Origin of the sequence: Pantanalinema sp., from assembly GCA_036704125.1 — a bacterium.
GTDB lineage: Bacteria > Cyanobacteriota > Sericytochromatia > S15B-MN24 > UBA4093 > JAGIBK01.
This window is the reverse complement of the sequence record DATNQI010000069.1, coordinates 14,908-27,052: the sequence shown is the minus strand read 5'-3', so window position 1 is coordinate 27,052 and position 12,145 is coordinate 14,908. Positions and strand designations below refer to the sequence as shown.

The window sequence follows — 12,145 nt, the reverse complement described above, 5'->3', positions numbered from 1 at the left end:
CCTTCAAGCCGCCGACGGCGGCCAACGGTCGTAACATGCCTGGTTTCGTTGGATGCTCTTTGCTCTGCGCGGGTATGATGGGGCGGGACCCTCACGCGTTCCACAGGAGGTTGAATGGCGGCCACCGGCACCGCTGAGCTCTGGAAGAAGTACACGACCGAGGGCGACCGGGAGAGCCGCGAGCAGCTGATCCTCCAGTATGCCCCCATGGTCCGTTACGTGGTGGGCCGCCTGGCGGTCACCCTTCCTGCGACCATCGACCACGACGACCTCTACGGGTACGGCGTCATCGGGCTGATCCACGCCATCGAGCGGTTCTCGCCCGAGCGCGGCGTCAAGTTCGAGACCTTCGCCATGACCCGGGTCCGGGGGGCCATCATCGACGAGCTGCGCAGCCAGGACTGGGTGCCGCGCTCGGTGCGCGCGCGCGGCCGGGAGCTCTCGGCCGTCATCAGCCAGCTGGAAGGCGCGCTCGGGCGTCACGCCACCGAAGCCGAGATCGCCCAGGCCATGGGCGTCTCGACCGACGAGCTCGCGGGCATGATGGCTGCTGCGACCTCGCCCTTCCTCTCGCTCGACGAGCTGGTCCAGGTGGGCGAGGACGGCCAGAGCCTCAGCTGGGTCGACACCATGGTGGACGACCGGCCGGGCCCGAGCGCCCAGCTGGAGGACCGCGAGTTCCGCGAGCAGCTGGCCTCGGCCATCGACGCCCTGCCCCCTCGCGAGAAGCAGCTGCTGGCCCTCTACTACCACGAGGGCCTGACCCTCAAGGAGATCGGCCAGGTCCTGGGCGTCACCGAGTCGCGCGTCTGCCAGCTCCACACCCAGGCGGCCCTGCGCCTGCGGACCGCCATCAATCGCTATCTGGGCATCGAGGGCGCCGCCAAGCCCGCGCGCTCCGCTCGCGCCAAGTCCTGAGCATGATCCGTCACGCCACCGTGCACCTGCCCCGCCCCGAAGGAGCGCTCGATCCGGCCTGGATCGAGGATCGCCTGCGCGCCGAGACAGGGGCCATCCCCCTGCGCTGGGCCGTCACGGCCCTCGAGGGCGATCGCCTGCGCGTGGAGGCGGCCCTCCAGTCATGACCCCCTTCACCGCCCTCATGATCGTCCCCACCGGCCTCGGGGCCGAGGTCGGAGGCTACGCCGGCGATGCGACGCCCGCGGCCAACCTGCTGGCCGCCGCCTGCGATCGCCTCGTCACCCACCCCAACGTCGTCAACGCCGCGAGCCTGTTCGCGGCCCGGTCCAACGTCTGGTACGTGGAGGGCGGGATGCTCGATCGCTTCTGCCTGCGAGAAGGGGTGCTGCGGCCGGTGCGCGCGAACCGGGTGGGCCTCCTGATCGATCGGACGATCGTTGATGCTGACCCCGAGGGGCTCCTGCACCTGCTCACGGCGGCCGATGCCTGCCGGGCGGTCCAGGGGGTGCCGATGGTGGGCTGGCTAGCGACCTGCGAGCCGGTGCGATCTCGGATCGTGCTCGGCGCCATGGGCGCGAGCTCGGGCGAGGTCGAGAACCCCGAGGTCCTGCTCGAGGGGGCGCGGGCGCTGTTGGCGCAAGGGGCCACGGCGATCGCCCTGGTCACCCGCATGCCGGAGCTGCCCGAGGCCGAGACCGAAGCGTACCTGGCGGGTTCTGGGCCGGACCCCATCGGGGGACTCGAGGCGATCCTCTCCCACATCGTGACGCGCGCCCTGGGGGTGCCGTGCGCGCACGCCCCCTACGAGTCGCCGGATCGCCCCATGCGGGTGGACCCGAGGGTGGCGGCCGAGTCCGTGGGCTTCACCTTCTTGCCGTGCATCCTGGAGGGCCTGCGCCGCGCGCCGCGCCTGGCGCCCCTCGCCCAGAAGGAGCGCGGCGATCTTGCTTTCGAGCAGGTGGACGCGGTGGTCGCGCCGTGGGGGGCGTGCGGGGGCATCCCGGTGCTCGCGGCCCATCACCGGGGGATCCCGGTGATCGCGGTGAAGGGCAACGCCGTCGCCTCGCAGGCGGACCCCGTCAGCCTGGGACTGTCGGGCGTCCTCGAGGTCGGCACCTATCTCGAGGCCGCAGGCGCGCTCTTGGCCCTCAAGGAGGGCCTCTCCCCCCAGTCCATCCTGCGCCCCCTGTCCCCCTTGCCCCCTCTCCCCGCCCCCCGGTGGGGCGGGGGTGGGGGATCTAAACGTTCCGAGCCCCCATCGAGGGCGCAAGGAACTTGATTTTCACATCTAACAAAACCGGGCATGTGTCGTGGTGGCCGCTGTAAGCGGCTTGAAGGAGCAGTTTCGTTAGACGTTCACCCTAACCCCGTCCCACCGGGAGGCGGGGAATAAAACGAGTCGCCCCCGGACCGAGGTCCGGGGGCGACTTCAAGCTGCGTGAGGCTTAGCGGTTGCTGGCCTTGGCGACGTAGATCTCGTCGACCTTGTCGGCCGTCACGTAGGCGTAGGGCATGTAGAAGTAGCCCTTGTCGCCCCAGCCGCCGCCCCAGCTGTTCTTGATGATGAGCACCTGCTTGGCGTCGTCGTAGCCGACGATGAAGACCGCGTGGCCGCCGAGGATCTGCTCGCCGGGCTTGGGCATCGGCATCATGCCGGTCTTGGCCACGGTCGGGCTCATGAAGCTCTTGTAGACGGTGTAGCCGAAGACCGCGGGGTTGCCCTTGGCGAGCTCGGCCTTGAGCTGGTCGAGGCCGTTGAGGAGGGTGAAGTCCTCGATCTTGAAGCCGGCGGCTTCGGCCTCGGCCTTGGCGCTGGGAGCTTCCTTGAACTTGGCGACGTTGTAGGGCATCGTGCTGTCGAGGGCGGCACCGTTGGCCTTGAGGACCTCCATGCCGTCGACCATCATCGCGCCGGAGTCCTCGTTGATGGTGCCCATCCGCTCGCGCTCCTTGTAGTAGACGTACATGGCGCTGAGGGACTGCGAGGGCTTGCCGGAGATGTTGGTCAGGGTCTCGCGGAGGCCCTTGCCCATCGCGAAGGCGGTGCAGGCGCCGAGCTGGCCCTGGTCGTACACGGGGCTCACCTTGCCGCTGGTGCGGAGGTCGGCCATCGCGGGGAGAACCGCGCGGTTGGGAAGACCGATGCCGGGCATGCCCAGGTGGCCGCCGACGAACTTGTAGCCGAACCGGCGGGCCACGCCGTTGCCGTCCGCGAAGATCTTGGCGGTCTTGCTGACGGTCGCGTCGCCGTTGATGCCGACGCCCGAGTTGATGCCGCAACCGGCGAGGATGCCGGCGAGGACGACGGTGGACGACAACCAGGCAAAGGCTTTGGTCTTCACTGCGGCGATTCTCCTAATGGGGGGCGGGGCCCCGAGGGTGAGTAGGTTAAGAGGTTGATTTTTGGTTAAGGTGCTTCGTTGCTCCACAACCTTCTCTTAACTTTGTGGGTTCACTATACGATCGATCGAGGGTCGAGGTCAAGGACTTTTCGTCGAATTGGCCAATTTCTTTTTTCGGTTCCGACCCACTAATAAGGAAGGGCCCGGCCCCTCGATCCGAGGGGCCGGGCCGGGTGCGTTCTGGGTGGGACCTAGAAGCTCTGGCCGACCTGGCGCAGGGGCGAGGGGGCGAACTTCATGATGCGGTTGTTCTTCGTGTCGCTGACGTAGAGGTAGCCGCCGTTGTCGATGACGATGCCGGTGGGGCTGTTGAACTGGGCGACGTTGCGGGCGGCATCCGCGGCGCTGCCCATCCCGCCGAACTCCGAGAGGTAGGTGCCCTGGCTGCTCAGCCGCACCACGCGGTTGTTGCCCGAGTCGACCACGTAGATGTCGCCGTTGCGGTTGTCGACCGCGATGTCGGTGGGGCCCGTGAACTGGTTGGCGCCGCGGCCGCCGATGGTGCCGGTGTAGAAGACGGGCTGCTCGGGGGTCGCCGACTTCAGGTCGTACTTCTTGATGACCGAGCCCTGGCCCGCGTCCACCGCGTAGAGGTTGTCGTCCTTGTCTGCGGCGATGGCCTTGAGGGTGGTGCCGACGGCGATCGTCTTCTTGAGGGTGAGCGACGAGTCGTAGACGAGGATCTTGCCGAGGGTGTTGACCACCGCGTAGCCGCCGCTCTTGGGGAGGGCCGCGATGTCGAGGGGCTTGCCCACCTGGCTGAAGCTGTTCTGGATGGGGGGGATGATCTCGCCGTTCAGGTCATAGCGCTTGATGGGGTTGTCGGGGCCGGTGAAACCCTGGGGGTCGCAGAGCAGGACGTTGCCGCCCTGGTCGGTGGTCATCCCCTCCGGCTGGAAGATGTGCTTGGAGATGGAGGTGACATACGTAGCGCCGAAGGACTTGAGGACCCCGCCGTTGGTGTCGAAGCGCTGGATCTGGTCGTACTCGATGCCGAGGTTGACGCCGGTGAGGGGATCCTTGGTCGTGACGGTCGCGGCGTAGATGTGGTTGCGGGTGGCGTCGAAGGCCAGGTACTTGGGGAGCTTCACGCCGGAGAAGGCGCCGACGAAGGCGTTGGTCTGCAGGTCGACCCCTTCGCTCATCAGGATCTGGGGGGCGGTGACGCTGGTGCCGGCCATCACGTCGACGACCACGTCGCCGTTCGACGCCAGGTAGGTGAAGCCGGCCTTGCTGAGGCTGAGCTTCTGCTTGGTGGCGGGCACCTGGGTGAGGGTGAACTCGCCCGCGCCGTCGGTGGTGGTGCTGCGGTTGCCGCCGATCGCCGAGCCCATCAGGGTGACGGTGACCCCGGCGATGCCGAGGTTGCTCTGGGCGTTGACGACGCGGCCGCGGATCTCGCCGGTGGGGACCTGGGAAATCTGGCCGAAGCCGCCGGTGCTGCTGCCGTCTCCCTCGAAGGGCTGGGTGGGGACGCGTCCGCATCCGACGACCGCCGAGACGGCCAGCAGCGTGGTGATGATGTTGAGCAAGCGGCGTGCGTTCACCTGACTCACCTTTCCCTTCCCGTTCGAGGACTGTGTCTTTAAGGCGGTGTTAATTGCCTTGAATTACTTATCGGGAGGCGGATCCGGGATCTTGCGAGGAGATGGCTAATTCCAGGTTAAGAATTGAGGAGATTTCAAGTAAAAGCGCCCGCCGGATCGATCCGGCGGGCGCTCGAGCGAGCTCAGCTGCTAGGCGTGGCTTGCGGCGGCCTTGTCGGCGGCCGGGGCCTGGGCGCCGTAGACGGGCTTGACCCAGTGGCCGTACCGGGGCAGGTTGCCGCGAACGGCGTCGTAGTAGATCTCGCGGATCTTGTGGGTGATGGGCCCCATGGTGCCGTCGCCGATCGAGCGGTTATCGACGCTCTCGACCCAGGCGACCTGGGCGCCGGTGCCGCAGAGCAACATCTCGTCGGCGATCATCAGCTCGGTGCGGTCGATGGGGCGGCAGTCGGTGGTGAGCCCCAGCTCCTTCTCGGCGATCTCCATGATCGCGCGGCGGGTCACGCCCTCCAGGATGTTGTCGTACTGGCCGGGGGTGACGAGCGTCCCCTCGCGGACGATGAAGAGGTTCTCGGCGGAGCCCTCGCAGACGTGGCCGTCGGCGTTGAGGAAGATCGCCTCGTCGAAGCCGCGGTGGAAGGCCTCGGTCTTGGCGAGGGCCGAGTTGATGTAGCCGCCGACGACCTTGGCGCGCGCGGGGATCGCGTTGTCGTCGATCCGGCGCCACGAGCTCACGCCGCACTTGAGGCCGCGGTCCACGTCCACGTAGGTGCCCATGGGGATCACGTAGATGCAGAGGTCATCCTTGAGGTTGTGCAGGCGGACCCCCATCACCGGGTCCGCCTTGTAGAGGGTCGGACGGATGTAGATGTCCTGCCGGTAGTCACACTGACGGATCAGGTCCATCGTGATCTCGACCAGCTCGGTCAGGGAATAGGGGACCTCCATGAAGAGGATCTTGGCCGAGCGGAACATCCGGCGGTAGTGCTCCTCGAGGAAGAGGGCGAACATCTCCTCCTTCTCGGGGTTCCAGTAGCCGCGGATCCCTTCGAAGCAGCCCGTGCCGTAGTTGAAGGCGTGGGTCAGGATGCTGATGTTTGCCTCTTCGATGGGAACGACCTTGCCCTTGAAGAAGGCCAGCTGTTTTGCCATTTGTCTTACCCTTTCTGCATCCGGCTCAAGGGCCGGACCCCAGGAAGTGGGCTCCGCTCCGTTGCGGCTGCCCGTTCGCTCAAGACTAAGGATACCACGCTTTGGCGCGCGCCGTCAGAGGCCGAGGCCGCTGCTGGAGCCGATCGAGGGCTCAGCCCTCGAGGTCGGCGAACAGCCCCTGCGCCTCGCGGGGCACCTTGATTCCCAGGTGCTTGTAGGCGAGGGGGGTGACCATTCGGCCGCGCGGAGTACGGCTCAGGAGGCCGGATTGCAGGAGGTAGGGCTCGTAGACGTCCTCGATGGTGGTGGCGTCCTCGCTGATGGCGGTCGCGAGCGTTTCGATGCCGACGGGACCGCCGTTGAACCCCTTGATGATGAGCTCGAGCAGGTGCCGATCGGTGGGATCCAGCCCCAGCGGGTCGATCCTGAGCTTGTCGAGGGCCTCGGCGGCGATTTCGGCGCTCACCGTGCCGCCCGCCTTGACCTGGGCGTAGTCGCGCACCCGCTTGAGCAGCCGGTTGGCGATGCGCGGGGTGCCGCGGCTGCGGCCAGCGATGACCTCGGAGCCCTCGGGCGTCAGGTCGACCTTGAGGATGGCGGCCGCGCGGCTGAGGATCATGGCGAGCTCCTCGGGGCGGTAGAACTCGAGGCGCTGGATCAGGCCGAAGCGATCGCGCAGGGGCGCGCTCAGGGCACCCGCACGGGTGGTCGCCCCGATCAGGGTGAAGCGCCTGAGGGGCAGGCGCTTGATGCGCGCCGTCTGGCCCTTGCCGATGGTGATGTCGAGGCTGAAGTCCTCCATGGCCGGGTAGAGGATCTCCTCGGCCAGGCGGTTGAGGCGGTGGATCTCGTCGATGAACAGGATGTCGCCCGGCTGTAGGCTGACCAGCAGGCCCGCGATGTCGCGCGGGCGCTCCAGGGCGGGCGCCGAGGTGATCCGGATGTTGACCCCCATCTCCTTGGCGATGATGAGGCTGATCGAGGTCTTGCCCAGGCCGGGCGGCCCGTAGAACAGGAGGTGGTCGAGGGGCTCGGCGCGGTGCTTGGCCGCGTCGATGGCGATCCGCAGGCTCTCCTTGAGGCCCGACTGGCCGGTGTAGTCGTCGAGGGACTGGGGGCGCAGGGAGGTCTCGAGGGGGGTCTCCTCGACGGCCGGCGCCGGGTCGAGGACGGCGCGCTCGACGGCGTCGGGCTTGGGCCGCTCGGGCATGCCTTTGGAGCCGAGGGATGGGACGATGGCCACGGGAACCTCCTGGGCGGGATGCTACTCGAACAATTGTACCACCTAGGGCCCGGAAAGCGCCTGGATGGCCTGCCGGATGGCGTCCTCGACCGAGGTGCCCGCGGGGATCCGCGAGAGGGCGCCTGCGATCTCGTCGGGGTCGAAGCCGAGGCTCAAGAGCGCAAGCTCCGCCTCGGCGAACGCGTCGGCGACCGGGGCGTAGGAGGCGCCCGCGGGCAGCGGGGCCAGGTCCCGGTAGGCGGATCGCTTGGCGCTCAGCTTCTCCTTCAGCTCGAGGATGATGCGCTCGGCGGTCTTCTTGCCGACCCCCGGGGCCTTGGCGAGGCGCTTGGCATCCCCCATCGCGATCGCCGACACCACCTCGGGCGCGTCCATGATCGAGAGGACCCCGAGGCCGGTCTTGGTGCCCACCCCGCTGACCGAGGTCAACATGAGGAAAAGCTCGCGCTCCTCGAGCGAGGCGAAGCCGTAGAGGAGCATGGCGTCCTCGCGGTGGACCAGGTGGGTGAAGCAGGTGAAGGGCTGCCCGATACCGGGCAGCCGAGAAAGCACCCGGGCGCTCAGATAGACCTGGTAGCCGACGCCCCCCACGTCGAGGATGGCGTAGTCGAGGCCGGCGTGGGCGAGCTCGCCTCTGAGTCGGATGATCATGTTATAGAACCGCCTGGTCGGAGACCGCGACCATGTGCCCCTCGAGGTACTGGGCGTGGGTGAGGGCGAAGGCGAGGGCGTCGGCCGCGTCGTCGGGCCTGGGGATGGCCTGGAGGTTGAGCATGTCGCGGACCCGCTCCTGGATCTCGGGCTTCTGGGCGCGGCCGTAGCCCGTGATGGTGAGCTTGACCTCCATGGGGGTGTACTCGGCGATTCGGCAGCCGGCCTGCTGGCTGGCGAGCAGGATCACCCCGCGGGCCTCGGCCACGCTGATGACCGTGGTGACGTTGCGGAAGGCGAAGAGCTTCTCGACCACCACCACGCCGGGCCGGTAGGTTTCGATCAGCTCGGACACGTCGTCGTGGATGATGCGCAGGCGCTCGGGCATCGGCAGCTTGCTACTGGTGGTGACCACCCCGCAGGCGACCAGGGTGCAGCGGTAGTCGTCGTCCATGTCGACGACGCCGTAGCCCACGGTGGCGGTCCCCGGGTCGATTCCTAACACGCGCATGGCGGCTATCATAGGAGCGCGGCGGGGGGCTTGGCAAGCGCCCTTTCAACCAAGCTCTCTTGACCGTTGTAAAGCCCCCTGTTACACTGAGCCCAAACGTTTTGTTCCTGTGCTCCCGTCCCACTTTTCCGTGGTCGCGCCCTCGATTCGAGCGCCGAAGAACCTCAGACGGAAGAGATGAAAGGAAGGGATGACGTTTCGGGCCCGACCGGCCCGGGGCTGTGCGGTTGAGCGCGGGAACCCTCCACCCACCAGGCAGGCGCCGGGCCTTCCGTGCCTACGGCCCCCTCTCTTCGGAGCCCCGCTCCGCCTGTCTCTTTCTTCAATAGGAAGTCTTCGTGAAAAAAGAAATCGTGATCAGCGAGGCGGATGACCTGGCCGTCGTGTTCGAGGACGGGAAGGCCGTCGAGTTCGTGCTTCGCCAGGGCGAGCAGCTCGTCGGCGACATCGTGCTCGGCCGCGTCGAGTCGGTGGTGCCCGCCATCGAGGCCGCCTTCATCAACATCGGCCACGACAAGAACGGCTTCATCCACATGGCGGACCTGCCCACCGCCATCAGCCCGCGCAAGCGCTCCAAGCCCCAGCCCATCCGCACCGGCGAGAAGCTCCTGGTGCAGATCGCGAAGGCCCCCACGGGCACCAAGGGAGCGCGCCTCACCGGCCGCCTCTCGATTCCCGGGCGCTACCTGGTCTTCGTGCCTCACGACAACCGGGTCTGCATGTCCCGCATGATCACCGACGCGCAGGAGCGCGAGCGCCTTCGCCGGATCGCCTCCGAGCTCAAGGACCCGGGCCACGGCCTGATCGTCCGCACCGAGGCCGCCGGCTGCTCGGAAGAGGAGCTCAAGCGAGACGTCGAGGAGCTGATCGAGAAGTGGACCGAGATCCTCCACGGCGCCCAGCTCAAGAACCCGCCCGCCCTGCTCTACCGCGACAACGACCTCTTGACCCGCGTGCTGCGCGATCGCCTCACCCACGACACCGAGCGCATCGTCGTCGATAGCCAGGACGCCTTCCAGCGCGCGCGATCGATCCTCTCGAGCTGGATGCCCGAGATGGTCCGCAACCTGATGGTCCACCGGGCCCGCACCCCCCTGATGCCCCACTACCGCATCGCCAGCGAGATCGAGTCGGCCCTCAAGCCCAAGGTCAACCTGCCCTCGGGCGGCTCCGTCGTCATCGAGGCCACCGAGGCCCTGACCGTCATCGACGTCAACTCGGGCAAGCTCACCAACTCCAAGAGCCTCAACGAGACGGTCCTCAAGACCAACCTCGAGGCCGCGGTCGAGATCGCGCGTCAGATCCGCCTGCGCGACATCGGCGGCATCATCATCGTCGACTTCATCTCCATGGACTACCAGGCCGACCAGCAGAAGGTCATCCAGGCCATGAACGAGGCGATCAAGTCCGACAAGAGCCGGCCCCAGATCACCAGCCAGTTCTCCGAGCACGGCCTGATGGAGCTCTCGCGCCGTCGCCAGGGCCAGAGCCTGCTCGAGCAGCTTACCAAGACCTGCCCGACCTGCCTGGGTCTCGGCCGCCTGCGCAACGAGGTGCTGCCCGCCGAGCACGTGGCCCTGCCCACGGCCCGCGTCGAGACCCGCCCCGCTCGCAACGCCGAGGAGGCCGCCGTCGAGCTGGTCGAGGAGATCATCGAGGAGCCCATCGTCATCGAGGCGCCCGCCTATCCGAGCGTCGGTCCCCGGATGGATCTCGCGGCCGAGGCCGAGGAGGAGAACCAGCGCCGCCGTCGCCGCCGTCGCGGCCGGGGTCGCGGCCGGGGTGGCGAGCGCGCCGAGGAGGGCACGCAGGTCCTGACGACCTCCTTCGCCGGCGAGGAGGAGGAAGAGGAGCCGTTCATCGAGCCCGCCGCGAGCGCGCCGGCTCCGAGCGTCCCGGGCTTCTCCTTCGAGGCCATGGAGCTCGAGGCCTTCGCCCCTTCCGAGGAGGAGCTGACCGAGCGTCATGCGCGTCCCGAGCGCCAGGACCGGGAGCGCGGCCGCGGCCGCGAGCGCGGCCGTGAGCGCGGCGAGCGCGGCGAGCGCGGCGAGCGCGGCGAGCGCGGCGAGCGCGGCGAGCGCGGTGAGCGCGGTGAGCGTGGTCGCGGTCGGGACCGGGATCGCGAGCGTCCCCGCTTCGAACCCCGCCCCGAGGCCCCCGTCGAGGTGGCTCCCGTAGCGGCCCCCGTGGTCGCAGCGGGCCCGTCGCCCTGGGGCGAGGCCGCTCAGGCCCCCGCTCCGGCGGTTGCCGAGCCGGTCGCGGCTCCGGTCCGGGTGTTCCGGCCCAAGTCCCGTCCACGCCCCAAGATGCAGATGATCGAGGTCGCCCCCGGCGTCATGCAGCTGGTGCCGGTCGAGGAAGGCGCCGAGATCCCCGCCCCGGTCCTCGAGGCGGCACCCGCCGCCGAGGCCCCCATCGAGGTGAGCGTGGTCGAGCCGGTCGTCGAGCCCGTGCTCGAGCCCGAAGCCGCGGCGCCGGCCGAAGAGGTCGTCGCCGAGCCCGAGGCCCCTGCCGTCGAGGAGGTCGCCCCGGTCCGCAAGACGGCCCGCCGTCGCCCCGTGAAGGGCCGCGCCGCCAAGGCGGCAGCCGAGGAGACCCCCGAGGCGAGCGAGGAGCCCGTTGCGGTGGAAGCGCCCGTCGAGGTCGCGCCCCCCGTGGCCGAGCCGGTGGAGGCCCCCGAGGCCGAAGCGGCCGAGGCCGAGGAGGGCGCCGAGGAGGCCGAGGCCAAGCCCGCGCGTCGCGCTCCGGCCCGGCGCCGGACGACCCGGACCCGCAAGACCAAGGAGTAATCGTGGACGAGCCGCTCTTGCTCTCGGTGCCCTTGGAGGCGAAGGGGCAGCGGCTCGATCACTTCATCGCGGGCCACGTGCCCGACGTCTCTCGATCCCGCCTTCAGGAGCTGATCCAGGCGGGATCGGTCTTGCTCGAGGGCCGCTCTGCCAAGCCCAGCGCCCGCCTCAAGGGGGGCGAGAAGGTGACGCTCGACGTGCCGCCGCCGCGCGAGCTGAACGTGTTGCCCCAGGACATCCCCCTGGACGTGGTCTACGAGGACTCCGACCTGCTGGTGGTCAACAAGCCCCAGGGGATGGTCACCCACCCTGCCCCCGGCGCCTGGGAGGGGACCCTGGTCAACGCCCTGCTGCACCACTGCAAGGACCTCTCCGGCATCGGGGGGGTGGCCCGGCCTGGAATCGTGCACCGCCTCGACAAGGACACCTCGGGCCTGCTCGTGGTGGCCAAGACGGACCTGGCGCACCAGTCGCTTTCGGCCCAGATCGCGGCCAAGACGGCCCGGCGCGAGTACCGGGCGATCGTCCACGGGGTGATGGCCACCGACGCCGGCAGGGTGGAGGCGCCCATCGCGCGCCATCCCAGCGAGCGCGTCAAGATGGCCGTGGTGCCGGGCGGCCGCGAGGCCCTGACGCACTGGCAGGTGGCGGAGGCCTTCCGGGACGCGACGCTGCTCGATTTGCAGCTCGCAACCGGTCGCACCCACCAGATCCGGGTCCACATGGCCCACCTGGGGCATCCCATCGTGGGGGATCCGGTCTACGGGCCCGCCAAGGTGCCCTTCCCGGTCAAGCTGAGCGGGCAGGCCCTTCACGCCTTCCGGCTGTCCTTCGACCACCCGCGCACGGGCGCGCGAATGACCTTCGAGGCCCCCGTGCCCGAGCGCTTCGAGGCCCTCCTGCGCTACCTGCGGTCCCGCTGATCGACC

11 protein-coding genes are annotated in these 12,145 nt (G+C 68.7%); 5 read left to right on the top strand and 6 right to left on the bottom strand.

Going from position 1 to position 12,145, the window contains the following annotated elements; all coding sequences use genetic code 11:
* The first annotated feature begins 114 nt into the window (after nucleotides 1-114).
* From V6D00_11065 to V6D00_11055, 3 genes are read left to right on the top strand one after another with little or no spacing between them, the layout of a single operon-like run.
* On the top strand, nucleotides 115-918 hold the full coding sequence (locus V6D00_11065) for a FliA/WhiG family RNA polymerase sigma factor (protein ID HEY9899711.1): 804 nt from the start codon (nucleotides 115-117) through the stop codon (nucleotides 916-918).
* Between the two features lie 2 nt (nucleotides 919-920).
* A complete protein-coding gene (locus tag V6D00_11060; GenBank protein HEY9899710.1) occupies nucleotides 921-1,085 on the top strand; it encodes a hypothetical protein in 165 nt (54 codons plus the stop codon).
* Entirely contained in the window at nucleotides 1,082-2,200 is a 1,119-nt protein-coding gene (locus tag V6D00_11055) for a DUF3326 domain-containing protein (protein HEY9899709.1), read from the top strand. Before V6D00_11060 ends, V6D00_11055 begins: the two co-directional genes overlap by 4 nt.
* A gap of 166 nt (nucleotides 2,201-2,366) precedes the next feature.
* Here the strand turns inward: V6D00_11055 and V6D00_11050 are convergent, their stop codons facing one another.
* The 6 genes from V6D00_11050 to ruvC all read right to left on the bottom strand — a co-directional run bounded on the left by V6D00_11050 (nucleotide 2,367) and on the right by ruvC (nucleotide 8,427).
* Entirely contained in the window at nucleotides 2,367-3,263 is an 897-nt protein-coding gene (locus V6D00_11050) for a C1 family peptidase (protein ID HEY9899708.1), read from the bottom strand.
* Between the two features lie 251 nt (nucleotides 3,264-3,514).
* Nucleotides 3,515-4,870 (bottom strand): carboxypeptidase regulatory-like domain-containing protein, encoded by a 1,356-nt coding sequence (locus V6D00_11045; protein ID HEY9899707.1) that lies wholly within the window; start codon nucleotides 4,868-4,870, stop codon nucleotides 3,515-3,517.
* A gap of 189 nt (nucleotides 4,871-5,059) precedes the next feature.
* A complete protein-coding gene (locus V6D00_11040; GenBank protein HEY9899706.1) occupies nucleotides 5,060-6,022 on the bottom strand; it encodes a branched-chain amino acid transaminase in 963 nt (320 codons plus the stop codon).
* A gap of 151 nt (nucleotides 6,023-6,173) precedes the next feature.
* Nucleotides 6,174-7,265: a Holliday junction branch migration DNA helicase RuvB gene (gene ruvB, locus V6D00_11035; GenBank protein ID HEY9899705.1), complete on the bottom strand. Its 1,092-nt coding sequence runs from the start codon at nucleotides 7,263-7,265 to the stop codon at nucleotides 6,174-6,176.
* Between the two features lie 42 nt (nucleotides 7,266-7,307).
* Nucleotides 7,308-7,916 (bottom strand): Holliday junction branch migration protein RuvA, encoded by a 609-nt coding sequence (gene ruvA, locus V6D00_11030; GenBank protein HEY9899704.1) that lies wholly within the window; start codon nucleotides 7,914-7,916, stop codon nucleotides 7,308-7,310.
* 1 nt (nucleotide 7,917) lies between these two features.
* On the bottom strand, nucleotides 7,918-8,427 hold the full coding sequence (ruvC, locus tag V6D00_11025) for a crossover junction endodeoxyribonuclease RuvC (protein ID HEY9899703.1): 510 nt from the start codon (nucleotides 8,425-8,427) through the stop codon (nucleotides 7,918-7,920).
* 338 nt (nucleotides 8,428-8,765) lie between these two features.
* On the opposite strand from ruvC, the gene V6D00_11020 reads away from it, so the two are divergent.
* Nucleotides 8,766-11,216, top strand: coding sequence for an Rne/Rng family ribonuclease (locus V6D00_11020; protein HEY9899702.1), 2,451 nt, complete (start codon nucleotides 8,766-8,768; stop codon nucleotides 11,214-11,216).
* Nucleotides 11,217-11,218: 2 nt separating this feature from the next.
* Entirely contained in the window at nucleotides 11,219-12,139 is a 921-nt protein-coding gene (locus tag V6D00_11015) for an RluA family pseudouridine synthase (protein ID HEY9899701.1), read from the top strand.
* Nucleotides 12,140-12,145: the final 6 nt, after the last annotated feature.

Coding starts and splice junctions, on each gene's coding strand:
- V6D00_11065 (HEY9899711.1), top strand. CDS start 115: ATGGCGGCCACCGGCACCGCTGAGCTCTGGAAGAAGTACACGACCGAG.
- V6D00_11060 (HEY9899710.1), top strand. CDS start 921: ATGATCCGTCACGCCACCGTGCACCTGCCCCGCCCCGAAGGAGCGCTC.
- V6D00_11055 (HEY9899709.1), top strand. CDS start 1,082: ATGACCCCCTTCACCGCCCTCATGATCGTCCCCACCGGCCTCGGGGCC.
- V6D00_11040 (HEY9899706.1), bottom strand. CDS start 6,022: ATGGCAAAACAGCTGGCCTTCTTCAAGGGCAAGGTCGTTCCCATCGAA.
- ruvA (HEY9899704.1), bottom strand. CDS start 7,916: ATGATCATCCGACTCAGAGGCGAGCTCGCCCACGCCGGCCTCGACTAC.
- ruvC (HEY9899703.1), bottom strand. CDS start 8,427: ATGCGCGTGTTAGGAATCGACCCGGGGACCGCCACCGTGGGCTACGGC.